This window comes from Paenibacillus sp. Cedars, from assembly GCF_003184205.1.
In the GTDB taxonomy this organism is placed as follows: Bacteria; Bacillota; Bacilli; order Paenibacillales; family Paenibacillaceae; genus Paenibacillus_AQ; species Paenibacillus_AQ glucanolyticus.
In genome coordinates this window covers 5,577,737-5,602,695 of the sequence record NZ_CP020866.1, presented here as the reverse complement: position 1 = coordinate 5,602,695, position 24,959 = coordinate 5,577,737, and the positions used below count along the sequence as shown (strand labels likewise).

The window sequence follows — 24,959 nt, the reverse complement described above, 5'->3', positions numbered from 1 at the left end:
TCAGGAAGGCGCTAAATCATGAACGCAATATCATATCGGAAATCCGTGGCATGGGGCAAATCACTTGGCAGTTTACTGTTTGTGCTGGCCTGCCTGTTTCTGCTGTACGCAGCTTTTTTTATGGACACTTCCTTTATTCGCAAGTTTTTTTGTATCACATCAGCCATCATAGGAATTCCTTTTTTTGGAGGATATTTGGTTGTCAGCTTGCCAAAGGCGCTGAAATCAGATACGCAGCTTCTCACCTACGATCCAAATTCCATTTCAGATGGTACGCGGACCGTAGCCTGGGCGGAGATTACAAGCATCAGCTACAGCGGCCCTTCCATTCGGAAGTGGCTGCTTCCGAAATTTCCTGTGCTGATTTTTCATTTGAAAAACAGAGAGACCTGGACCGTGAACACGTATTATTTGTTGACTGATACCGAAATTCAATCTGCCATGAAGCGCCTGCGGGGGCTGATCAGCCGTAACGGAAAGGAATCGAAATAGATTTGTATTGGAGGATTTGCTTACATGAGCAAGCATACCTATATATTTTCATTAGAAGAGCTGGGTTACGCCTTGGCCGTTCATCAAGGGGAGGAAATGGCTGCAGGACTTATGAAGGCATATTATGGAGATCTGTCTGAAGACAGATGGGAGCTTTTGTTTCAGGCCGCTACACATAGCTTGATGTCCAAAGGTTTTATAGAATCGATTGATGAAGAGAACGGAGAGGTTCGTTTTCCTTCCGAAATTACGCAAATGATTCAGCATTTGCTGTACAGCAATTATATGCTGAGAGGCATTACGGATCGGAATTCTAACAAAGTACTGACGATCCACGAGCTGCAGCAGCGGTATTTGTATCACTTGTCTGACAATCATACGCTTCATTTTCTAACCTGGACAGAGCCGGCGGATTGGGAAGAGGAGCTTGTACGTTTCTATGGAGTGGAGCCTTCGATAGCCGATGGGACGACTTTATCCGAATCCAAGGTTGTGATCACTGAAGAATTGTGGAACCAGCTGACATCTGGTGAATTCCCTGCCTCCCCTCTTCATGATGAGCTTTCATCAGACCAGCAGCAGCTGATTGCAAAATGGCAGCAGGATTTTCAAACCAATGCCCGTACCATGGACAATCTAAGCACGATAAGAATTGGCAGCGGAAATCAGACGGCAATCGAGGATATTTTGTTTGTGCTTCCTGCTAATGAAGGGGTCTGGATTGTACGTAATCAGGAAGCGGACAGAAATGAGGAACCACAGATTTGCATTGAGCTGCAATCCTTCTCTGCATGCAGAAAGACGCTGGGCTCTTTTGCTGCAACTTTGGCTTAGGTAAAACGGTAAGTTTAGTACGGCTCATCTTGAAAGACCGCCTGGAGAGTGTATGAATCGATTCAAGCGGATATCGTGATATCGTCCATCTCAAAGAAAGCCCGGAATATTCGCGAGGATATTGAGATCGGATTTGAAAAATGCAAAAACCACATCCGCATGCGAATGTGGTTTTTGCTTATCGTGCGGATTCGAAAGCGTAGGCCCACAGATATCCTTTCGATTCCAGCAGAAGGGCATCCGGCCCTTCCTTCGGTTTCACAACGATGCTGTTGTTTGTATTCATGATGTAACCTTCATTCATTCGCTCGATGACGATGGGAATATCCAGTTCCATCAACAGCTGACGCATCCGATAAATCGTATTATACAAATTGGACAGCGCTCGCTTCTCCTCTACGTTCGTCCAGAGATCATCGATGATTCTCCATTTATGGCATAACTTATTTTCATGAAGCAGCAAATAGTAAAACAGCTCCTCCGTTAAGCGGGTAGGCCATTTTACAAGCTGGTCTCCTCTCATAACGGATGCTTCTCCGTATAACTGGACATCGAGTGTATTCTTAGGGATCGGCTTTGGTCTCTGACCATAATACTTCTGAAGGCGTTCATCCAGCTGCTTCACCATATTCATGGTCATCGGTTTCAAGAGATAATCCAGGGCTTGCACGCGAAAGGCCTGCACGGCATATTGCTGGTGAGCGGTCGTGAAGATCACAGGCACGTCGATCCCGTTCTCCACCAAGTTCTGGGCCAGCTGAAGTCCCGTCATTCTCGGCATTTCAATGTCGAGCACGAGTGCGTCCAGATCCAGCTTGGGTATTTCCTGCAGCGCATCAAATGGCGATTCGAAGCAGCCTACAATTTGAAACGGGCCATACGTTTCAAGCAATCGGGCATGCAGGCCCAGAATCGGTTTCTCATCCTCCACGATGATGATCTTCCACATTACCCTTGTCCCTCCTTCACGGGAATCATGATTTGAATGGTTGTTCCATTACCCGGTGAGGAGTCAATCTCCAGGCTCCCTTGGGATAGGTCATGCACGCGCCGACGTACATTCGTAAATCCGATTCCGGCATGGGCAGCCGTTCCCCCCATTAATTGAGCGCATTGCAAGGCCGACATGCCTACCCCGTCATCGGTGACGCGGATATTCAAGCAGGAACCCTGCAAGGAAACCGTGACCTGAACATGCCCCGGACCTTCCTTGTCGAACAGGCCATGGCGAATCGCGTTCTCCACTAAAGGCTGCAGGAGCAGACTCGGAATCAGAATATGCTCCGCGGCAATGGACGGGTCGATGTCATAAGCGAAGGTTAACCGTTCGCCAAATCTGGCTTTTTCCACCTCTACATAAGCGTCGATAATCTCCAGCTCCTTCTGCAGGGTAGAGAATTGTCCGTCCCGGCTCGTCTCAAATATATAACGCAGGAAAGAGCTGAGCATCGTTAGAAGATAGGCTGCACGCTCCCCGTCCGTATAACAAAAGGCAATGATGTTGCTGAGCGCATTATAGAGAAAATGCGGTTTGATTTGGGTCTGCAGAAAGGCCATTTCATATTCAATCGCCTTCTGCATAGACTGCTTCGTTTGTTCTGCGGCATTCAAGCGGGCCATCAAGGTCTCTTTGGAAAAAGGCTTCAGTAAATAATCATTGGCGCCAGCAGCGAAAATCATTTCGATATGTCTGGGATACTCGGAAGAAATCATCATTAAGACCGGCAGGTCCATTACGGATGCCTGAGTACGGATTTGTTGAAGCAGCTCCAGACTATTCATGTCGCCAGGAATGATATCATCCATGATCATCATCGCGATTTCCGGATGATTCCTATAATAATCAAGCGCTTCTTGAGCCGTATACGCGATTCGTACCCGGTAGGCATCCCCCAGCATGTCCCTCATGACCTCCGCATGCATCGCATCGTCATCGACAATCAGGAGCGTTCCCAGATCCCGATCTTCTGCGTGTGCCGCAGATTCCAGGTTGTATTCATATTCGGCTGTGGTAACCGGCTCTTTACATTCGCTGAAAGCCAGTGTGACCGTAAAGCGAATTCTGCCTTGCAAACGTTCATATGCGATGCTTCCATTCATCTGTTGGACAAGTTCTTCTGTCATCATGAGTCCCGAAGAATGCGGGCGATCCCGATTCACTGGCGTTGATTCGCCGGCTGACGTCACTTTAAGCAGGATATCCGTGCCCACCTGTATAGCTTCAATCGTCAGTTGATCTTCTGCGATATCGTGAGAGATCTCTGTCATGATCCGAATGAATACTTGCGTTAAGCGCTTCTCATCCGCCCATACATAAAGCTGCTTCGGAATCTGTTCATGGATTGCGATTTTTTTATTCGTGAAGGTAAACTGCATCAGCTGAATGACATGAAGCATGACCATCCGAAGATTGGTGGACTTAAGCTGGATCGCATAATCATCAAATCGAAGACGGGTAAAATCATGCAGATCCCTCAATAAATAAACCATGTTCCCCATTAGCTGCTCAGCCAAGTACAATTGCTGGCCTTGCTTCTCGCGATCGGGCTCCCGATTCATGGCTCCCACGAGATGGATGGCATCGTGCAATGGCCTCTGCAAGTCCTGGGTCGTGACTTTCAGGAAGGCATCCTTCGCATCGTTTGCCTTTTGCAGCCTCGTGCTCAGCTGTTCCGATTCCTCAGCCCGGTTCATCAGACGTATACCGAGAAAAACATTCATCGTCATGACAAACCCGACCAACCCGATACGGTTCATGTAATTTCGCCCGGTAAAGAATAAATTGTCCGATGAAGCGCTTATCGCAAATACGGCAAGAAACAGCAGCATGGACATTAAGATGATTGCTTCATTTCGGCGTATGTTGATTCGCTTTTTAAGCGTCAAATAGAAGATGCGAATAATAATGCCCAGGATTAATCCATCGTTGTAATAAAAGAGCGGGTACTGCGTAACCGACAGGGTTCTAGCCGGGAGAACCGCATTGAAGAATGCATAGGCCAGGATCGGCAGAAACAGCAGATACATCGTCTTTCGACTCATGATGGAAGGAATCATTTTGACGATAAAGACAATCAGCAGGATGGAGGCCAGGAAGGTAAAGGTATCCTGCAGCCGAAAATAGAGCTCAAAGGGAAACGACGGGAACTCCCGAATGAATAGCCGTTCCCCTCGCAGCACGATAACCAGGGCCAATAGCAGAAAGTGCAGCCCGCTGTACAAGAAGGCTTCGTCCTTTGTTCGCAGCAGGTAGATTGTCATATGGAACATGCTGAACAGCAGCAAACATAAGGTAGCTGTCCACTCCAGGGACAGATCCCGCTGCACGTCTTCCTTCATCAGTTCGGCGTCGCCGAAATCAATCGGCAGGACGATGCCGCCTCTCGTATTGTAGAAGTTGGATACGTGGATGGTGATAAGGAGCTGCCGGCTGTCCGGTTTAAAGTACGCTTCATAGGATGGATTGTCCGGTGTTGTCGCTTGTTTGGTTGTTGCCACGGTTCCTATTTTCGAGAGGGCTACGCCATCCACATAGATGGTGTGAGCGGACCAGATATTGCGAACGCGGAGACCGATCTCTCCCGACCAGTGGTCCGGCAGATATACCATTAATTGATAGGAGCCCCACTCGACCTCCGATGCCCAGGGACCGGGTACCGGCAGATGTTCGGCTTCACTGGAAAAGTCTGTCGGGGCAACAAAAGCTTCGCCGGTGAATTTCCAATCGCCTGCTAACGAGACAAACGATGTCTCCTTGAGCTCTCGCAGGTCAAGCACGCCGTTTACGGCTTTGATTTTGACGGCACCTGTATCCTGATCGCTAAAGATCATATAGAGAATGGCGATTAGGGCACATATGGCACCCAGACAACCAATCCATTTCTTCATGTATAGTCACACCCCTATGGACTCTATCATATGGCAAAGATCTCTCAAAAATCTACCTGTCGATCGAAGTCGAATTTGAGAGATTTTTGAGAGATGCTTCTGATATGTTGGAATTACATTTTTTACAATCTGATCTGCTGGAGGGTGTTATCCGCACAATTTTATTCAAAAATGGGGATAAGGGGTCACATGTCGGTGTAGAATGTCAGACGGTTACTAAACTTACAGGATGGGTGAAACAGTTGAAGAAAAAAATCATATCCATGATAGTGGCAGCACTGTTAATTGTTACGAATATGCCGATGGCATATGCGCTCTCGCCGGTAGCAGAGGTCTACTATAATGCTGGGACGAGCATCTATGATTCTAGTGATTTTGAGAGCCAATTAAATGATGCGATTAAAGCCAGGCTGATAGCGGAAGGCGTAAATCCCAAATATGTGTCGATCATGGACGCGAGTGCAGACCGGGCAACGGTAACGGATACGACGTATGTCCATAACGGTTATGACAGCTGGTATATAGGCGGACCTTATGCCACTCGCCCGGCGGTTGAAACCGCCGATTACAATCATGTTCAAATTTCCAACAATGGCGGCACGTTAACCTTCTATGGTTATACCTCGCCTGCTTATAAGGATTACATGCTGACGCAGGGAAGCCCTTCGGGCAAAAAGATCATTACCTTCGACATGGACGAATCCAAAGTGGATTACCACAGCATGGAAGGCGGCGGCTTTCTATTTAATACGCAGATCGATGGCAACGGAAAGTTGAGCGGTTATTCGATTTTATATGTTCAAGGCGCCGTCAAGGTATATAAAATCAATGGTGTGGATGCATCCGCGCTGCATCATGAGACAGGAAGAGATTTGAGTTCGATGACAGGCGTTACCTCGATCGGAAGTTTTCCGAAAGGGGCATCCACTCATCACAGCATCAAAATCGTAGCAACGGACACCACGCTGAGCATGTGGGATAATGGCGACCAGATCATTCGGAATTTAACCCTTCCGGATGTTTACGGGAATGAATTTGGGCCCATTGTTAGCCATATCGGCCATGGCTGCGAGATCATCTCGATTTTTTCATTTGATAATATGAAGTTGTATTCAACGTCGAGCAAGACACTGGATGTGGCTGCGGATAATATCCTTTGGGGAACGTCGCCACTGCGCTATGTCGTGAACATTAACGATGACCCTCGCGGGGATTTGGACGGGGGCTCGAATCAATCCAATCTGACAAACTCGTTCAATAACAGCGGTGCACAATATGTTGGTGTAACCAGCGCCACGTATGCGGACATCGACCAAACGTTTATCGACGGCATTACAGGCGGCGGACTACATATCCATTCCGACAAATCCAGCGCCGATATCATTCAAGAGATTGCCGATCGTATCGCAGATCAACTGATTACAGATTATAAAGCGGCTATTCTGGACATCGAAGAGGCAGAGAGCAATACCGATATCCGGTTTCAGCCCGGCGACACCAAAAACTCGGTAAAAAACAATCTTACCCTGCAGCAGGACGATGACGTAACTACCGTCTGGTCCTCTGACCAGCCGTCGATCATCGCGCCCGACGGAACCGTAACCAGACCGGTTATCACCCAGTCGGGAACTTACGTGACCTTGACGGCAACCATCACCAAGGACGGGCTTACAAGCGAGAAGACATTCACCGTGTATGTGAATGCGGCTGATCCGGCTCCTTTAGGCACGTTGACCGCCGCTTCTGGCAATGGGGAAGTGACATTGAAATTCCCTGCTCTAACGGGGGCATCGAACATCGTTGTTGAACAATCTATTGATGGAACCACCTTTACGCCGGTTAGCCCTTTGGAGACGTTGGATGCGACTTCTACAAGCGCAACAGTAACCGGGTTAACGAACGGTGAAACCTACCATTTCCGGCTAAACGTTGAATCGGGGCTATATGACGGCATATCCAATGTGGTCCAGGCTTCGCCTTCGAAATCGTTAACCACGTTGTCGGCCGTTGCAGGCAGCGGGCAGGTGACGTTGAATTTCCCTGCTCTAACAGGGGCATCAAGCATTGTTGTTGAACAATCTACCGATGGAACTACCTTTACACCGGTTAGCCCATCAGAGCCGCTGGATGCGGCTTCAACGAGTGCAACCTTGACCGGATTAACGAACGGCGAAACCTATTATTTCCGATTGAACGTCGGATCAGGTCCGTATGCAGGCGTATCCAATGTGGTCGAAGCGTTGCCTTCGGAACCGATCACCACGTTGTCGGCCGTTGCAGGCATCGGACAAGTGACATTGAATTTCCCTGCTCTAACGGGGGCATCAAGCATTGTAATTGAACGATCTACAGACGGTACTACCTTCACACCGGTTAGCCCATTAGAGACGCTGGATAGCGGCTCCACAAGTGCAACCATAGCCGGTTTATCCAGCCGTGAAACCTACTATTTCCGATTAATCGTTGAATCGGGTCCACATGCAGGCGTGTCCAATGTGGTCAGCGTCAAACCTCACGCGCCTGCGGTACTGGAAGAAACTCCACCTGCAGGGAACACGGGCGTTGTACAACAACAACCTGCATCCACAATGAAAGCGGAAGTGGTTGTTTCCGACCAAGCGAACGGGGGCAAAGTCGTTCAGGAGAAAATTACGAAGCTTGTCGGCGACAACTTAAAAGTATCCGGGAAAATAAAGTCGGCAACCGGGCAAGAGCTGAATCTGCCGAGTATCGTAATGAACCAGGACGGCAGCTTTACGCTTCCGAAAGTTGCTGCCGGCGAGTATACATTGTCGCTGAATGTAATCGCACCTAACGGAGAGAAGCTGGCGGGCCCTGCCGGCAAGTTAAGCGTTGACAGCAATGGTAATGCAAAGCTATCGGTTGATCTGGTCGATCCATATGGCACGATTCTCGATAAGGTGACAAGTCAGCCGGTTGCAGGAGTGAATATGCAGTTGTATTGGGCAGATACGGAGCTGAATCGTTCCAAAGGCAGAGTGCCGGGAACGGTTGTTCAACTGCCGGAGCTTCCGGATTTTTCGCCGAACAAAAACCACAACCCGCAGAGCAGCTCTGACAGCGGCCAATACGGCTGGATGGTTTACGCAGATGGCGATTACTATTTCCTAGGCGAGAAGAATGGTTACATCGTGTTTGACAGCCGTAATGACAAGCGTGAAGAGCGCTTCGGGAATGACAGCTACATTAAGGACGGAGTCATCCACGTCGGTGATACCATCGTGAAATTCAGTTTCTCTGCACAGCCGAAAGTGAAGGCTTCAGGCGATCATCGTGCTTACATGGTCGGATATCCAGACGGCACGTTCCAAGCGGACCGCGGAATTATCCGTTCGGAGATGGCTGCGATTCTGTCCCGTTTGTATACAGCTGAAGCGGGAGCTAACAAAGTATCCTATTCGGATGTAACTGCAAAACATTGGGCAATGAACGCCATCACGACGGCAACTCATAATAAATGGATGGTCGGTTTTAGCGACAACACGTTCAAACCGAAGAAACAGATCACGCGGGCGGAATTTGCGCAGATCCTTATGAATGTGTACCAATGGGATGCCGTACAGGAAAGCACATATACGGACGTAACGGGACACTGGGCTGAAAAAGCCATCGCAACGGCCCAGGAACAGGGACTGCTGTTCGATTTCACGGAGAAGTCCTTCAATCCGAACCAATCCATTACAAGGGTAGAGGTCATTCGGATCCTTAACCAGCTGCTGGATCGTAAGCCTTGGGATATCAAGGTTGAACCGAAATGGACCGATGTTCCGGAAGGACATGACTACTATTCCGACATCATGGAAGCTTCGATTCCGCATTCGTTCGAGCAGCTCGAAACCGGAATTGAAAATTGGAAGGAATAGAAAGCAGTGGCGGCGATTTGTATGAGCATGTAACTACAAAAGAATAAGCGTTTAAGCCAAACAAAAAAGCGTCCCTAACGGGCCGCTTTTTTGACGTGTAATATGAGGGGGGATTGGCATGTATAGAAGCCCATATGGTCACAACGCGGTTAATGATAGTTCTTGGATTCATTCTCCTTGTATTTGCCGTTGCTGTCATGTTGGGCTTGCTTCCGGCGATCATTGCGGGCCTGCTGCTGCTGCTGGGCCTCCAGGCTGTTCACGGGTGTCGCTTCGAGGTCTTTCACCGTGTTGATCAGGTTCTTGTCCGGTTGATGGTCGCTCAATGGAAAGGTCCTCCTTGTACTGGAATCGATTGTGATGTTTAGTATGTGCTGGCTGGTATTCGGTTATTCGTGGTTACCGCATTGGCCTGAATTGAGGGCAAGCTGCAGAAACCGTTATTGTGTGCAGCAAAAAAAGACCCGGCTTCTGCCGGGTCTTCCACATGTGACATCTTCAAATCGTCACTCGACTAAATCCAATCCTTCGGAGCCAGCTCAATGGCCGAGCGAATCGCGGCGAGCATGCTCTTGTCGTCGGCGATGTTCTTCCCGGCAATATCGAAGGCGGTGCCATGGTCGACCGAGGTGCGGATGATGCCGCCCTTCAGTCCGACCGTGATGTTCACGCCTTCTTCGATGCCCATGACCTTGATGGGGGCATGTCCCTGGTCATGGTAGCAAGCAACCACGATATCGAAATCGCCTCTGCCTGCTCTGAAGAATAAGGTGTCCGCAGGCAGGGGGCCCACAACATTAATACCTTCCTGCTGGGCACGCTCGATGCCCGGCTGCAGTTGTTTCTCTTCTTCTCCGTTGCCGAAGAGCCCGTTCTCGCCCGCATGCGGGTTGATTCCGCAGACGGCCACTCTTGGATTGTCGAAACCGGCTTTTTTCAGAGTATCGTGAGCCAGCTTGACGACGGTATACGTTCTTTCCGGGGTGATGCTCTGAATGGCTTCGATCAACCCCATATGTGTAGTCAGGTGAATCACCCGCAAGTTCGGCGTTGTCAGCATCATCGAGAAATCTGTTGTATCGGTGAGGTCCGCCAGGATCTCGGTGTGACCGGGATACAGATGCCCGCCTTGATGTAAAGCTTCCTTGTTCAGTGGAGCTGTGCAGATGGAGTGGATCTTGTGCTGTTTCGCCAGCTCGATCGCTCTGGCCAGGAATCGAAAGGCTGCATCTCCCGCAATAGCGGATACTTCGCCGAATTTAAGGTCGGCCGGAACGAGATCCAGATCGATAACATCCACGGTGCCAAATTCATATTTGGCCTCGGATGGATCCTGAATGGCGTGTACCTGTAAGTCTGAACCGATAATGGGCAGTACCCGCTCTAAAATTTTTGCATCTCCAATAACAAGTGGATTGCAGTTATCGTACATCTCCTGATGGGAGAGTGCCTTCATAATAATCTCGGGTCCGATGCCTGCGGCATCGCCCATCGTAATTCCAACGGTCGGTTTCATGCGGTATGACCTCCTTTTAACTTATGAATCGCGTGGATAAATACGTCCGGTTTGCCGAATCCGCCTGCCTTGGTGATGACATACAGGTCGTCAACGCTTAAAAATTTCGAGATCGGCACGCCAATCTCAAGCTCGTCCAACAATTCAAAGCCGCTAATCTTCCATTTCATGCAGATCTGCTTGGCGGTATCTCCGCCAGTCATGGATACACCCTGGAAATACCCGTTCTCCAGCAGCTTGGCGCAGATTTCACCAATGGCGCGCACAATCTCATTGCTGACCTCGGTGTGATTAAGTCCTCTAGTCTCACCAACTGCTCGTGCTTGGTCAACATCAGACTGCTCTGCGGTTGAGTAGATGACGATGTCCTTGCCTTGCAGTGCCTGGGTCTTCACTTCTTCATACACGCGCTGGATTTCCTCATCGCGCTCTGCTTGCGCGGATACAGCCTTATAGGAGCTGAATGGTACCGGATAAACATCGGTTTGTTCAAGCAGAAGTTTAAGCTGTGCGCGGGAATTCTTGTTCACGCTGCCCACGACGGTAAGGATTGGCCCCTGATTTTGCTTGATGGTGAGCTCGACAGGACGGCTCGAAATATCGTAATGAGAAGGAAGATAGTTGGCAATGCCTGCAGATCCAGCCCATGCGAAGTCATAGTCCAGTTGTTTGGTTATTCGCAGGATCTGCTCTAAATGCGCTTCTTCCGTGGAGTCCACCAGCACATACGGGATATCCTGTTCTATCCATTCCTTTAACTTATTCTTAATATGGTCCCTGCCAGCGTTCAGATCGCGGACTGAAATCACGCCGACGGCATGTTTGGTCTGCAATTGAAGCAGGTCCGGCAGATAGGAATGGGTGACTGGTGTCTTGGGATCGTTGGCAATCTCCGTCTCTGCCAGCGGCACGCCATTCAGATAATGAGTTCCATCTAGAATGGTGCGATTGTTTTTGGGATAACCCGGGACGATCATCATGAAGTCAGGCTTCACTATGTCGTACAGGGCATCGATCTCGATCCCGATATTGCCGCGCATGGTGGAGTCCATTTTTTTGAAAATCGTGTCAAACCCGGCATCCGTTAAAAATTGGGCGGCTCGGCTTACTCGCCGATATGCCTCCTCTGATGTAATGGAACGACTGTCCGTATCGAAGACAACAGCATCATAGTGATGAATATTATCTTCGTCCATATCGAATAACACACTTGTTTTCAAGCCATGACGGGCGAGTTGGACCCCGCTGTCATTGGCACCTGTCAAATCATCTGCGATAATAGCTAATTTCATGCTGCTACCTCCTCTTAAAAAGCTGATGGATAGAGGGGTTCTTAAAAAAACCTCTATGATGTTGGATTATTGTATTTGGCTACGCCGCCTGATTTCTCCAATCTCTTGGACAGGAAGCCGATAAAGATCGGCAGCAGGATGGCCGTGGTCACGACACTCGCGGCGATTTGTACAGTTGCAAGTTCAGCGATGGGAGCGAATGAGGCGTTGGCAGCCAAAATTGCAGCCGGCGTTCCAACTGCGTTACCGGCTGTGGAGCCTTCCGAAGCACCGACAATCGGGTTCCAGCCGATGGCTCTGAAGAGAAGGAATCCAATGCCGCCCGTGATCAATACGGTCATCACCCCAAGCAGGATGCCGCTCAGTCCACCCTGAATGATGGACGAGAAATTGATGCCCATACCCAGCGAGAAAGCGAAGAAAGGAACCAGCTTGTCACTGCCTTTATGCAGCCAATCGGCCATATCGCGGTCCAGGTTCCCGATCACGACACCGACGAGCAGGGGAAGCAGTACCGCAACAAAAGACATCGGCGAGAACATGCCGTTGGCAAAACCCATAGCGCCGAAGATCGAGAGGGCCACCATCGTCAAGAACGGTCCGTCGCTTAAAGCAAGGAAAGGATAAGCAGCCTTGTCATCCTCTTTTCCATATTGTCCGGCTAGCGCTATATACAGTCCGCCGTTGGAATTTGTCATCGCGGCGATAATGGCAAGAGGGGCAAGACCCAGGAATAATCCATTGGAATCGGCAAACATAATGGCGATCAATCCTAATAGTGCACCGATAGCCCATTTAAACACCAGCAGTGTGACACCCTTACCAACAGAGGACCCTGCTGTTTTAAACGTGATTTGCGTTCCGGCAATCAGCAGGAACAGGGCAATGAGTGTACTCGAGCTGTTCACGAATAAAGCCTCCGTGAAACCGCCGATGCGCAAAGCATTAGGTGCGAATGTATTGATGCACGCTCCGACGAGGAGGGGAACAACCATCATACCGCCAGGGATACGATCTAATGTCGCTTTGATTTTCATAGTATTAGCTCCTTAATGTAATCGTTTTATTGAAGCGCTTGCAGTCATTATACTAGTCCATATTGCTTATTTTAGCAACATATAATTTATGTAAATAATAAAATTTTATCTAACTGTTTAAAATTGCAACATATATAACGAAAAAAAGACGCAAACTTAAATTCATTCTTTAAGTTTGCGCCAAAGCGTGGCCCGATTAATCCCTAATCGTTCTGCCGCCCTTGATTGATTATTATTCTCCTCACGGAGTACATGTTGAATGATTTCTTTCTCGATCTCTTTTAGGGTTCCTTCAAGCTGGATAGGGTTTGAGGCAGAATGCCCATCCAGCAGGCGAGATAAGGTTTCGGCTGAAATCACGTAATCCGTCTCGTTCAGGGCCGCTTGCTTGATGAGCTGTTTTAATTGGCCGATTGTCATAAACGAAGCGGACTGCCGTATCAGCTGCAATGCGTCATCCTTTATTTTTACTGCATTGGTTCCGTATTTTTGATGGTATCGGCTTAGAAAATGCTGAATGAGCGAAGGGAGGTCATCCAATCGGTCAGACAGGGACGGCATGATGACTGTATTGAGCTGTATATGTCCGGTTCCGGCTTGGTCAAGCTGCTGTTCACTGAGCATGAATACGCCGATCTGCCTAGGAAGGCAGGCCTGAACGAATGCAGCAAAACGAGGATCAGGTACGCTTTGTTCGATATGGATGAATTCCACATTGCGAACGTTGGACAACGGAATTTTCTCTAACTGATCCGGGGAGATTTGGGCCATATCGATCTGAAGCAGCAAGCCGCCGTCCGAGTACAACTGATGAAAATATTGAACAAGGAAGGACTTCCCCGTATCCTTCTCCCCAAGCAGATGAATGGGCTCATGGTGCTGATAGAGCGCTTGGATATGGTCCAATGCCCTGCGCATAGCGGGGGATTCCGCGACAACAGGTTCGGCTAGTGCTTCTTGGTATGCCTTTACGCCTGTCTGCGCAAACGCATAAGGCTGTTCTTTTTCCAGCGTGTATACTTTATAACTTATATGATTCAAGGTTGTTTCATAAGCTGTGACCGCCAACTGGAAATTATCGACCATGAACATATTCTGAATTTTGAATTTGTGGAATTCCAGGCTGGTATTAGTCAGAAAAATATGATGGTCCGTCAAAGGGCTGTGGTCAAAATCCGTCAATCGCTCAAATATGACCTCATTCCGATCGTTCAGAATAACGAGATTGGGATGCTCCAGTGTAACGAGATCGTTCAGTATCATGGAAACGACGTTGCTTTTGCTGAGATAGCGATAGATAAGCTGGGCATCCTCCAGAGCTCTTATGATCGATTCTTTGCCTGAATGGATTAACAAGCCCTTTAAGCCGTATGCCTGGGCTGTATTCACGGTGATGACATCGCCGACAATCTGGCGGTAGCCGTCAGACTTCAGCTCCAGCAGTAATCTGGCAACGTCTTCGGAGCTATGGATGGTGTATACCTTTAATGGCAAATCCATCAGCTCAATAATCGATTGTGCGCCGGAAGTAATATTGGAAAAGCCCACGATGGCTGTTTTTCCGTTAAACTGACTCGCCAGCGTGAGAGAACGGATCATGTCGTATCCCGACAGGTGGATGTCAATGACGGGAATCGTGACGGCGTCCTTGATGCGCTGCGCCGTTCCGCCGCGGCTGATAATGACTTCGGCTCCGTTTTTCTCAGCATGGGCTGCCAGCTCAGCCCCTTTCATCAAATCGCCGACCGCATACTGAATGTCTAGTTCGGGAAAATGGGGAATACACTCTTGTATTACGGGAATCATCGCTTCATATGGAGCAATCATATGGACATGTATACTCATATTTATCCTGCCTTTTTGTATAAATCAATTGGCCGTGTACCTCGTTCTTGCGAGATGCAGGCGCGTACCTCCATTATAGCCAACTTATATCGGAATCGCACCCTGCAAGCATGGCGAATCTCCGCTGCTGGATATTGAACCTGTATGTTCATTACCCACATGAGGTCGCGGATGGGAATTTTTGTACTTTTGCTTCGTGCTGGAATCTATTCTATAATAATAGGCTAATATAAACAGCGGTAGGAGGAACCAATGGATTTTATCAAAAATCAACTAGACGGATATGGCATGAGTGAACAGACCATTGTGTATCTTTCGAGTATGATCATGGTCTTATTTATCGCATTGATCTCAATTCTGGCAAATATCATAACTAAAAAAATCGTACTGAAGACGATTATACATATCGTCAACAGCAATCGCTACACATGGGACAACATCATTGTGGAGAAAAAGGTGTTCCACAAGCTGTCGCATCTGGTGCCGGCCATCATCATCTATTTCTCGGCATCCATCTTTCCCTCGTACCAGGTTCTGATTGAAAAAGCGGCCATGACGTATATGATTATCGTAACCATCATGGTATTTAATGCGCTGCTCAACGCCTTTGACGCGATTTATCGTTCGTTTGAAATCTCCAAGATCAGACCGATCAAGGGATACATTCAGGTGGCGAACATCATTCTGTTCATCATCGGCGGCATTGTGGTGATCTCGAACCTGATCGGTCAAAATCCGTTGATCATTCTCAGTGGGCTGGGTGCCTTATCGGCTGTTCTGATGCTGGTCTTCAAGGATTCCATACTAGGTCTGGTAGCAGGCATTCAGCTATCATCGAATGATATGGTACGCGTAGGCGACTGGATTGAAATGCCCAAATATAATGCGGACGGTGACGTCATCGACATTACCTTGAACACCGTAAAGGTGATGAATTTCGATAAAACGATCACGATGATTCCAAGCTATGCCCTCATCTCGGACTCGTTCAAGAATTGGAGAGGCATGCAGGTATCCGGCGGCAGAAGGATTAAGCGCAGCTTCTACATTGATACGAGCAGCATAAGCTTCTGTACTCAGGACATGATTGAGGAATTTCAGAAGATTCACTACCTTAGCGATTATGTCACGACCAGATTAAATGAAATTAACGCTTATAACATGGAGCATCAGATTAATACGGATAGCAAAGTGAACGGCAGACAGCTTACGAATGTAGGTGTGTTCAGAGAATATATCCATCAATATCTAAGAAATCATCCGAAAATTCATAAGGATATGACGCTGATTGTCAGACAGCTGGCACCGGGAGATAATGGACTGCCACTGGAAATCTACACTTTCACCAATGATATCAACTGGGCAGTGTATGAATCGATTCAGGCCGATATTTTTGATCATATTTTTGCCGTCGCCCCGACATTCGGGCTTCGTGCCTTCCAGAATCCGACGGGCCATGATATAGTCCAACTGAAAGAAAGTCCAGAGTATTCGCGAGGATATTGAGATACCAAAATCAAGACCGCAGATCGTCAAAGAGACATGTAAGCTTTAGGATAACGGTTTGCATTGTGTGCTGAAAATACAGCAGACGCCAGTCATCGACTGGCGTCTGCTTCTGTTTATGAAGGCTCTATCGCTGCACTACAGGTTCCAAATTCGGTGCAAAATCACCGCCGCTTCCGCGCGGGTGAGCGAGTCATGCGGAGCGATCTTGCCGTTCTTGCCGTTTACGATTCCGGACTTCACTAAGGCCGCAACGCTGTCCATGGCATAGCCGGAGATGCTTGCTGCATCCAGATACCCGTCCAAGCTTCCGCTGCCCTCGGCTTTCTTGCCGGCTGCAGACAATGCCCGTGCTGCCATCGACATCATATCCTGCCGGGAAATGGGGCTGTTTGGTCTGAAGGTCTGGTCCTTGAATCCATTCACGAGGCCAAGGGAAAGCGCAGTGTCTATGGCGTCTCTGTAATAAGCGCTTGGCTCGATATCGTTAAAGGCAGCCGCAGGGTTTCCGCTGCTCTGCAATTCCAGAGCCCGAACCAACAGCGCTGCAAAGTCAGCTCTCGTGATAAAGGTCTCCGGGGAGAAGCTGCTCGCAGTTGTACCCTTGATGACATCGCGTGCCGCCATGTGCATAATGGCATCCTTCGCCCAAGGGACGCTTGCCAGATCTCCGAACGCGTGGGACACATAGGCTACCGCGAAGGTGCTAAAATGGGTTGTATGGAAAATAGCCCTGCCAGATCCCGCATCATATCGGCTATTTGGAATAGGATGAACCTTGCCATTGCCATCGATATACCACACCACGATGTGATCGGAATGAATCCGTTCCGTCACAGCCGGCGCGTAAGGAATTTCTACTGTTACGGGTGCCTTGGGATTGTTCCAGTCGATGACATGGCCGCCTGCCAGCAGTTCCAGCTGGATCACCGGACGGGTGCCAACCCGTTCTCTGTCCGCTGCGCTCATTGGTGCTGTAGAGGCTGTGCCGATGCGAACGGACACGGGCTCAGCGAGATCCGCTGTACTCGAAAGCATGTTGCTTGGAATATGAAGGACCGCGTGTTCGGTCTTCAGCAATAGCTCAAAGGCTTCCTGACCCTTCAAGCTTTGGCTAGGCAGCTGTATGTCGTATGAATCGACATCGTTCTGTTGGGTCACCTCAACAATAATCTGTTTCTTGCCGTTGACCATTTGAGCAGCTTGCTCAAGTGCTTTCTTCAGGAGGTCACTGGAAATGACAGCCACTGCGCGTCCGCCTATGACCTTCACTTCCGCCTTGATGGTTACTACGCCATTTTCGCTCACAGAGATGCCGGAGGGGCTGCCGGCACCATTGCTGCTATGACTGCTGCTGCCGCCACTGTTATTCTGACCGCCGCTGCCGCCGTCCCCGCTGCCGGGGCCATTCCCGCCTGGACTTCCGGGTTTGCCGGTAAGGGTCAGCACGCCGAATATGGATGGATCCTGATAACCGTTGCCGGTTGTATCATTCCAGGCAGCTACACTTTGGCGAGCGCCGCTCTTGGCGTCGTTGATTTGCGAGTCGAAGCCGATTTTGACTCCGTTTGCCGGAGTGATCGCTTTGAGCGGAATCTTCGCTTCCACGGTATAGTTGGTGCCTGATACCTGCGTTGCCGATACGAAGCCTTCGGCGATTTTCAGCGGGCTGAATGAAGTTTCGTTGTCGAAGTTGATTCGGTACTGCCCGTCGTCATCTTGGTAAAATGTCGTTTTTGCATTGTTTTGGTCCACGAAGATTTCGACGGAGTCCTGCTCCCAGACGTTGGTGCTGGATTTATCCAGCTGCGCGTCGCTAACCTGAATCAGTACGTACAGATTGTGTTCATCCCAGAGCGCTTTTGCCACGCCGGTCGCACCTTGCCAAGCCATCTGATACCGATTGATCGACATGGCGGGAGCCTGATTCCACAGGGCATCGATGGTCCCGTCGATGGTAGGTGTACCATACGCCGCACTGGATTGGTTGACATTCTCCGAGCCGGGCTGATGCTCTTCGATAAAGGTGTCAGGATCAATGACGCCGTAGTAGGCAGGCTTGGCCTTAAGGTTCTTATCAAATAACAATGGATTGGATGAAGCCCGCCAGCTTGTGCTGTCGTCCATCCCCCAGAAGGTCACGCGGCTGATGCTGTCCGCATGGTCCCGGAAGATCTTCATCAATTGGGCGTATAAATAGCCCTGTTTATTCGCAAGCGGCTCGGGAAGCTGGTAGTCGCTTCCTGCGGTGATGTCCAGCTCGCTGATGGTAACCTCTACACCCAGGGAGATAAACTTCTCCAGGGACCGCTTTACATTTTCCGGATTTGTGTTGATGTTGTAGTGCCCTTGCATGCCGACACCGTCAACCAGCAATTTGCCTAGGTGAGTTTCTGCATATTTGTCGTTCATGGATTTTACCATGTTGTAAATGGCAGTGGCTTTGTTCTGGTTATCTTCGTTGTAATCGTTGTAATGAAGCTTGATATCCCACTCGGGATGATCATCCAGCACTTCCCTAGCCGCAAGGAAGGCCTGCTCGACATAGTCAGGTCCAATGGCTTGATACCACGGGGATTGGCGAAGCGAAGCTTCCCAATCGGCCGGATTTGGCGGATTGTCGTTCATTGCTTCATTGACGACATCCCAGGAGATGACCTTGTCGCCAAAATGCTCCATGACGGTGCGGATATGCGTCCGCAAATTCTCAAGTGCTTCATCGCGGCTTAACGGCACAGAGTTTCCTTGTCCGTCCTGCGCCGTATTCATCCACGCCGGTGATTGCTGGTGCCAGACAAGCACGTGTCCGTGCATCTGCATATTTTCTGCCAGGACTTTATCGACCATGGCGTCCGCTGAGCTAAACGTAAAATTGCCTCTTGTCGGCTGCATCGCATCCGGCTTCATCGCGTTGCCTGCCGTGGCGACATTGTGGTGCATGGATAACAGCTCAAGTCGCACACCTTCCAGATCCTCCGCCGTGATGGCATTGCCGATCAGGAATTCGTTCTGATACGCCTGCTTGATGGGAATCAAGTCCTTCTCGATTTCGACGGGGCCCGCGCTTGTTGCTGTAAAGCTGATGTCGTCGATATAAAAGGATGCAGACCCGTTATTCGAGCTTTCTACATAGATGGTTAAGTATTCGTCCCCCACACTGTTATAACGGTAAGTTCCTTCAAATTGAACCCATCCGTCGCTGGTACTGATCGTTTTGGGTGCCAGAGTTACATAATTCGCACTGCTTCCAGAGCCAACCTGGGTGGACAGCTGAAGCTGTGAGCTGGCGGGCTCAATCAATTTGACCCATGCTGATATTTTATATTCGCTGCCCTTATCTACGTATTTCTCTACTCGCAATGAAGGGCCATGCCATGAGGTTGTCCGGCCTTCGACTTTCAAAGCGTACGAGCCGCCCTCCGTATGGTTGGCTTCCTCTGTTACGCTCAGCGTTTCGGTGCCTGCCCTGCCTTCAAAGCCGCCTGTCGTTTGGTTTTCAAAGTCGATGGTGGTGAAAGGCAGGGCGGGGTCTCTCGGTAATTCCTCCTCACCGCCGCCGGGAGTCACTTTCTTGGTAATGCGTACATCTCCGAGGTAAAACGGAACGGCCTTCCCTTCATCGTTGGATTGAATCCGCAGGGCTGAATCCGTCCCGGTATTCACCGTAAATTCCTTGCTAAGCACGGCAGCGCTTCCGGCTGTAAAGTCTTTGCCGTCCAGCCAGCCGTAGCTGTTTACCGTTTGCAAAAACGCTTGTGCGCCGCTTGGCACGATCACGTCTGCGTCCACGTAGACGGATGCGGTTACCGTATACGTCTCGCCATTCTTCAAGCCGATGTCGGCATATTTGAAGTCAACGGCATCCCAGTTGTTTGCTCTATTGCTCACATACAGAGCCCCGCCGTCATCATTCCCTTCAAACGCTTTGTCGGCAACGTGCGTTAAGCTGGCACTGCCAGATTGCACGGCTTTTCCAACTCCGGTCTCAAAGCTTTCATGATATACGGTCTCGATATTTGGTGATGCCTGTGCATCCGCGTTTACGTCCGAAGCATACCAGCCTGAAGGTATGAGCAAAGCTGCCGCGGTCATCATCGAGATGACTTGTTGGGTCCATTTATTCATTTACTGTCCTCCCTTTATCGTGATGAATGAATTATTTAAGCGCTTACATAATGTGGTGAGAGACCTCCTTTCCTTTTCCCAATTTTATCATCCGGCAGAGTGCGAGTCTTATTGTAAATTAAAGATGATCCTTTGCTTTTTAAATATCTTTTGCTGCCATTTCCCCGATCCGATTGCCACACAGACCGGATATGATATACAGTAGGACCAAGTACCTGCTCACGATTCGTGAGCTCTCCAAATAAGCTGAATATGGGAGATTGGAATGAATAACAGGCAAAAAGAGATTTTTCGCAATTTGTTAATGGAACCGAACCGGTTGTGGCTCGTGCAGGATCTGGCGGATCAGACCGAGTGCTCGGAGAAGACGATCCGAAACGATCTGAAGGTGATTGAAGAATATATAGTTACGCACTCCGGTGGTCATCTGGTGAAAAGGCCGGGACTTGGCATCTATCTGGAGATCAGCGAAGCGGATCAGGCTGAATTATTCCACCGCTTATATTCCAACGAGAGCACCACCGGCGATGAATCCGATGAGGAAAGGGTGCTGCACCTGGCATATCGGCTCTTGATGAGCGCGAAACCCGTAACGCTGCAGAATTTGGCTTCCCCATTTTACGTGAATAAGGCGATTATCCGCCGGGATATGGAAAAGATTCAGAACTGGCTGCGGAGCTTTGATCTGAGCTTGGTGACCAAGCAGCGCGTGGGCTTCATGATTGAAGGCTCGGAGAAGAACAAACGGACGGCACTGGCACGGTTGAACCAGTTGATCAACCGTCCCGAGTTAACGGGACAGATGATGCGCAACCAGTATGAACCGCACGAGATTGCAACCGTATACAATGAGTTGAAGGTTTTGCAACAGCAGCATCAGCTTCGCTTCACCGATGAAACCTTTGAAAGCCTGATGCTGCATATTCTGCTCATGGTCAAGCGGACCAAGCTGGGACAGCCGATCTCGCTTTCCGGGCAGGACATTTCCTTTTTGGAGAACAAAGCGGAGTTTGCATGGGCGATAGGCTTTTTGAAGCAGCTGCAAAAGCTGTTCGCGGTCCCTTTTTCCAAGGAAGAAACGGCTTATCTTACCCTGCACCTGCTTGGCGGGAAGTTCCGATACAGTCAGGAGGATGGGGGCGTTGGACGGAGCGAGCTGGCGGACAGCCACCCCCTGTTGCCCCAATTGGTTGAGCAGCTGATTCAGCGAATGTCGGAGCTGAATATGATCCCGTTTTCCAAGGACCAGGTATTATTGAACGGGTTGAAAGTGCATTTGTACACAACCATAAATCGTCTTGAATACGGTCTGGCTGTGTCCAATCCGATGCTGGCCGAGATCAAAAGGATGTATCCCTATATGTTCGATCGGGTCATTATCGCACTGGAAGAGGTAGGGGGAGCGCTCCATCTGCACTTTCCCGAAGAGGAGGCCGCCTATTTGACGCTGCACTTTCAGGCGTCCGTGGAACGGCTTCACCAGAATGAGAGTCACCCTCAGAAGGTGATTATTGTGTGTCACATGGGCGTTGGAATGTCACAATTGCTTCTAGCGAAGGTGGAACGGAGATTCCCGTCCGTGCATGTGGAGACAACGATGTCCAGAGCGGAGGTTGAGGATTATCTGGCAGCTCATGAGGTGGATCTTGTTATTACGACCGTTGAGCTGCCCGAGTTAAAATCACCTCATATCCTCGTCTCCCCTCTGCTCGAGGCGAATGATGAACGGAAGCTGGAGCAGGCGATCCGCCGGCTTGATGAGTCGGACAGCCGAACGGCTGAGGAATCGGTTTTCTTGAAATATACGACACCTTTTCTTGTCTTTCCTCAGCAGGAGGCAGAGCGTCCAGAACAGTTAATCGCCAAGTTTGCGCTCATGCTGGAGGACAAAGGGTATGTCGAGGCAGGGTATACGAAAAGCGTGCTGGATCGTGAACACATGTCGGCTACGACGATAGGGGGCGGCATTGCCATTCCACATGGCAGCTCGGAGTGGGTCAAACAGTCCTGCATCGCTGTTGTTACTCTGAAGCAGCCCATCACCTGGGGAACCGAGAAGGTAGAGCTTGTGTTCTTGCTTGCGATTAAGCATGATGAGCGGAAAGAGATGCGACAGCTGTTCAAAGAATTGTCGCGGATCAGTGAGCAGCCGGCATTGGTCAGTGTGTTGGCTAAGGAGACCGATGCGATTCGATTGCTGAATACGTTAAAAGGGTAACATGAATAGTAGTGTTTGTGATGATGAAGCAGGGCGTATACGTCCTGCTTTTTACATTTTTTTCGGGTCCCGGCCAAGTATTTGGAATAAGCGGCGTAGCATAGGCTCCACTTTGCGGGATATTTTATTGCGAAATAAATCTGTTTTTCCGGAAGTTCCGGTAAAAAGTTCGTCCGATAACAGCGTTTTCAGCGTGTACACTATAAATGTAAGCGGGAACATGACAGGAAAGAAGGGGAATGACGATCATGAAAATATTAGCGATTACCTCATGTCCTAACGGAATTGCACATACGTATATGGCCGCTGAGAATCTGCAGAAGGCAGGCGCGAAGCTGGGCGTTGATCTGAAGGTTGAGACTCAGGGCTCCATTGGCGTGGAGAACCAATTCACGGAGCAGGATATCCGTGAAGCCGATGGTATTATCATCGCAGCGGATAAAACGGTGGTGAAAGACCGGTTTGTGGGTAAAAAACTGCTTGTTGTTGGGGTGCAGGAGGGTATCCGTCACCCGGAAGAGCTGATCCAACGGATGATGAGAGGGGATGTGCCCGTCTATCAGGCACAGTCCAAGTCTGTTGAAGATACAGGAGAGAACAAACCGAAACAAAATCCGATCTACCGTCACTTGATGAACGGTGTATCCTATATGGTACCGTTTATCGTGATCGGCGGGCTGCTCATTGCGATTGCACTGACGATGGGCGGTGTGAAGACGCCGGGCGGTCTGGTTATACCGGAAGGCTCGATCTGGAAAACGATTGAGAGTATCGGCGGGGCTGCGTTTACCTTCATGGTTCCGATCCTGGCCGGATTTATCGCAATGAGTATTGCGGACAGGCCGGGCCTTGCACCAGGTATGGTCGGCGGGTTCATAGCTGCGAACGGCAGCTTTTACGGAAGTGAAGCGGGAGCTGGATTCATCGGGGGGATCATTGCCGGTTTCCTGGCAGGTTATGTTGCACTTGCGATTAAAAAGATCAAGGTTCCCCGGTCGTTGCAGCCGATTATGCCCATTATCGTTATCCCGGTGCTGGCTTCACTGGTTGTAGGGTTAATCTTCGTCTTTGTGATTGGTGCTCCGGTTGCGGACCTGTTCGAAGCGTTGACCGCATGGCTCGCGGGAATGCAGGGCACAAGTTCGATTCTGTTAGCGCTTATTCTGGGCGCGATGATTTCTTTTGACATGGGTGGGCCCGTGAATAAGGTTGCGTTCCTGTTCGGCTCGGCTATGATCGGTGAAGGAAATTATGAGATTATGGGCCAAATTGCCGTTGCCATCTGTGTTCCTCCGATTGCGATGGGACTGGCAGCCATGATGAACAAAAGGAAATTTACGCCTTCGGAACGTGAAGCTGGGAAGGCAACCTTTACGATGGGACTGTTCGGTATTACCGAAGGAGCGATTCCATTCGCTGCACAAGATCCGCTGCGCGTCATACCGAGTATCATGGTCGGTTCGATGACAGGTTCGGTGATTGCGATGTTTGGCAGTGTCGGTGACAGCGTAGCCCATGGCGGTCCGATTGTAGCCGTACTTGGTGCCGTTGATAATGTGTTGATGTTCTTCATCGCGGTCATGGTCGGCGCAGCCGTATCGGTGATGATGGTAAGCCTGCTCAAGAAAGATGTGGCAGCTGTGACGCCGGCAGCTTTTGGAGGAGGAGCGGCTGGTAATCCTGCCGGATCAGGTGAGGGATTGGCAGCAGACGAAGACGCAGGTGCAGGTGTACCTCTGGCTCGGAACTCAGCTGAAGTGTCCTCGATCGAGAGTAATAAGGGGACAGTAACGGAACCACCTGTTATTCGGGTTGAGAAATTGACGGATATTGTAACACCGGAGCTTATAAATCTGAATCTGGTTGGAACGACACAGGATGCCGTTATTGACGAAATGATCGGGATCTTGGAGCGGAACGGGTCGGTACGCGCTGATGGAGATTTTAAACAGGCCATTTTAGCCCGGGAACAAGAAAGCTCCACCGGCATCGGCCTGAATATTGCGATCCCTCACGGTAAATCGGATGCTGTCCTGAAACCAAGCGTAGTCTTTGGTATCAAGCAGGATGGTGTGGACTGGAAGAGTCTGGACGGCAGTGAAGCCAAACTGATCTTTATGATTGCCGTGCCGCGGAATAGTAAACAGAATGCACATTTGAAAGTGCTGCAGATGCTGTCCCGCAAGCTGATGGATGATGATTTCCGAGAAGCGCTATTGGCGGTGACAACGAAGGAGCAAGCCTATCAATTGCTCGATCAGGTGCATTAATTCAAGAAGCTCAGAGACTTTACCGAATGATTGGTTGGGCGTTTCGTTTCGG

At 49.6% G+C, this 24,959-nt stretch carries 14 protein-coding genes; 6 read left to right on the top strand and 8 right to left on the bottom strand.

Annotated elements, in window-relative coordinates; translation table 11 throughout:
• The first annotated feature begins 18 nt into the window (after positions 1-18).
• Both B9D94_RS27060 and B9D94_RS27055 read left to right on the top strand, forming a co-directional pair.
• The gene (locus B9D94_RS27060; RefSeq protein WP_036636381.1) at positions 19-492 is read left to right on the top strand and encodes a DUF5381 family protein; all 474 of its coding nucleotides are present in this window, start codon (positions 19-21) and stop codon (positions 490-492) included.
• A 24-nt stretch (positions 493-516) separates the two neighbouring features.
• On the top strand, positions 517-1,326 hold the full coding sequence (locus B9D94_RS27055; protein ID WP_036636386.1) for a hypothetical protein: 810 nt from the start codon (positions 517-519) through the stop codon (positions 1,324-1,326).
• A gap of 178 nt (positions 1,327-1,504) precedes the next feature.
• Here the strand turns inward: B9D94_RS27055 and B9D94_RS27050 are convergent, their stop codons facing one another.
• The gene (locus tag B9D94_RS27050; RefSeq protein ID WP_006207678.1) at positions 1,505-2,275 is read right to left on the bottom strand and encodes a response regulator; all 771 of its coding nucleotides are present in this window, start codon (positions 2,273-2,275) and stop codon (positions 1,505-1,507) included.
• Positions 2,275-5,214, bottom strand: a complete 2,940-nt coding sequence (locus tag B9D94_RS27045) for a histidine kinase (protein WP_148248434.1) — start codon at positions 5,212-5,214, stop codon at positions 2,275-2,277. The genes B9D94_RS27050 and B9D94_RS27045 overlap by 1 nt, the downstream gene beginning before the upstream one ends.
• Before the next feature lie 233 nt (positions 5,215-5,447).
• Between B9D94_RS27045 and B9D94_RS27040 the strand changes: the two genes are divergently transcribed.
• Positions 5,448-9,098 carry an S-layer homology domain-containing protein gene (locus tag B9D94_RS27040; RefSeq protein WP_253806198.1) on the top strand — a complete coding sequence of 1,217 codons (3,651 nt, stop codon included), beginning with the start codon at positions 5,448-5,450 and terminating at the stop codon, positions 9,096-9,098.
• Between the two features lie 149 nt (positions 9,099-9,247).
• On the opposite strand, the gene B9D94_RS31205 is transcribed toward B9D94_RS27040, so the two are convergent.
• The 5 genes from B9D94_RS31205 to B9D94_RS27020 form a co-directional block, all read right to left on the bottom strand.
• Complete coding sequence (locus B9D94_RS31205; protein ID WP_006207681.1) at positions 9,248-9,424, bottom strand: hypothetical protein; 177 nt, start codon at positions 9,422-9,424, stop codon at positions 9,248-9,250.
• Positions 9,425-9,612: 188 nt separating this feature from the next.
• Positions 9,613-10,614 carry a 4-hydroxythreonine-4-phosphate dehydrogenase PdxA gene (pdxA, locus tag B9D94_RS27035; RefSeq protein WP_148248432.1) on the bottom strand — a complete coding sequence of 334 codons (1,002 nt, stop codon included), beginning with the start codon at positions 10,612-10,614 and terminating at the stop codon, positions 9,613-9,615.
• Positions 10,611-11,906, bottom strand: a complete 1,296-nt coding sequence (locus B9D94_RS27030) for a four-carbon acid sugar kinase family protein (RefSeq protein WP_063478342.1) — start codon at positions 11,904-11,906, stop codon at positions 10,611-10,613. The genes pdxA and B9D94_RS27030 overlap by 4 nt, the downstream gene beginning before the upstream one ends.
• A gap of 53 nt (positions 11,907-11,959) precedes the next feature.
• Entirely contained in the window at positions 11,960-12,943 is a 984-nt protein-coding gene (locus tag B9D94_RS27025; RefSeq protein WP_036636391.1) for a 2-keto-3-deoxygluconate permease, read from the bottom strand.
• A gap of 162 nt (positions 12,944-13,105) precedes the next feature.
• Positions 13,106-14,788 carry a sigma-54-dependent transcriptional regulator gene (locus B9D94_RS27020; protein ID WP_172964003.1) on the bottom strand — a complete coding sequence of 561 codons (1,683 nt, stop codon included), beginning with the start codon at positions 14,786-14,788 and terminating at the stop codon, positions 13,106-13,108.
• 252 nt (positions 14,789-15,040) lie between these two features.
• Between B9D94_RS27020 and B9D94_RS27015 the strand changes: the two genes are divergently transcribed.
• Entirely contained in the window at positions 15,041-16,294 is a 1,254-nt protein-coding gene (locus B9D94_RS27015) for a mechanosensitive ion channel family protein (protein WP_006207686.1), read from the top strand.
• A gap of 138 nt (positions 16,295-16,432) precedes the next feature.
• Here the strand turns inward: B9D94_RS27015 and B9D94_RS27010 are convergent, their stop codons facing one another.
• Complete coding sequence (locus B9D94_RS27010) at positions 16,433-20,419, bottom strand: glycoside hydrolase family 10 protein (protein ID WP_148248431.1); 3,987 nt, start codon at positions 20,417-20,419, stop codon at positions 16,433-16,435.
• 265 nt (positions 20,420-20,684) lie between these two features.
• On the opposite strand from B9D94_RS27010, the gene B9D94_RS27005 reads away from it, so the two are divergent.
• Together B9D94_RS27005 and B9D94_RS27000 are read left to right on the top strand one after the other, a co-directional pair.
• The gene (locus tag B9D94_RS27005) at positions 20,685-22,637 is read left to right on the top strand and encodes a BglG family transcription antiterminator (RefSeq protein ID WP_148248430.1); all 1,953 of its coding nucleotides are present in this window, start codon (positions 20,685-20,687) and stop codon (positions 22,635-22,637) included.
• Between the two features lie 248 nt (positions 22,638-22,885).
• The gene (locus B9D94_RS27000; RefSeq protein ID WP_148248429.1) at positions 22,886-24,907 is read left to right on the top strand and encodes a fructose-specific PTS transporter subunit EIIC; all 2,022 of its coding nucleotides are present in this window, start codon (positions 22,886-22,888) and stop codon (positions 24,905-24,907) included.
• Positions 24,908-24,959: the final 52 nt, after the last annotated feature.

Excerpts from the sequence above, each read along its gene's own strand:
- B9D94_RS27060 (WP_036636381.1), top strand. The coding sequence starts at position 19 with ATGAACGCAATATCATATCGGAAATCCGTGGCATGGGGCAAATCACTT.
- B9D94_RS27055 (WP_036636386.1), top strand. The coding sequence starts at position 517 with ATGAGCAAGCATACCTATATATTTTCATTAGAAGAGCTGGGTTACGCC.
- B9D94_RS27050 (WP_006207678.1), bottom strand. The coding sequence starts at position 2,275 with ATGTGGAAGATCATCATCGTGGAGGATGAGAAACCGATTCTGGGCCTG.
- B9D94_RS27045 (WP_148248434.1), bottom strand. The coding sequence starts at position 5,214 with ATGAAGAAATGGATTGGTTGTCTGGGTGCCATATGTGCCCTAATCGCC.
- pdxA (WP_148248432.1), bottom strand. The coding sequence starts at position 10,614 with ATGAAACCGACCGTTGGAATTACGATGGGCGATGCCGCAGGCATCGGA.
- B9D94_RS27030 (WP_063478342.1), bottom strand. The coding sequence starts at position 11,906 with ATGAAATTAGCTATTATCGCAGATGATTTGACAGGTGCCAATGACAGC.
- B9D94_RS27025 (WP_036636391.1), bottom strand. The coding sequence starts at position 12,943 with ATGAAAATCAAAGCGACATTAGATCGTATCCCTGGCGGTATGATGGTT.
- B9D94_RS27020 (WP_172964003.1), bottom strand. The coding sequence starts at position 14,788 with ATGAGTATACATGTCCATATGATTGCTCCATATGAAGCGATGATTCCC.
- B9D94_RS27015 (WP_006207686.1), top strand. The coding sequence starts at position 15,041 with ATGGATTTTATCAAAAATCAACTAGACGGATATGGCATGAGTGAACAG.
- B9D94_RS27010 (WP_148248431.1), bottom strand. The coding sequence starts at position 20,419 with ATGAATAAATGGACCCAACAAGTCATCTCGATGATGACCGCGGCAGCT.
- B9D94_RS27005 (WP_148248430.1), top strand. The coding sequence starts at position 20,685 with ATGAATAACAGGCAAAAAGAGATTTTTCGCAATTTGTTAATGGAACCG.
- B9D94_RS27000 (WP_148248429.1), top strand. The coding sequence starts at position 22,886 with ATGAAAATATTAGCGATTACCTCATGTCCTAACGGAATTGCACATACG.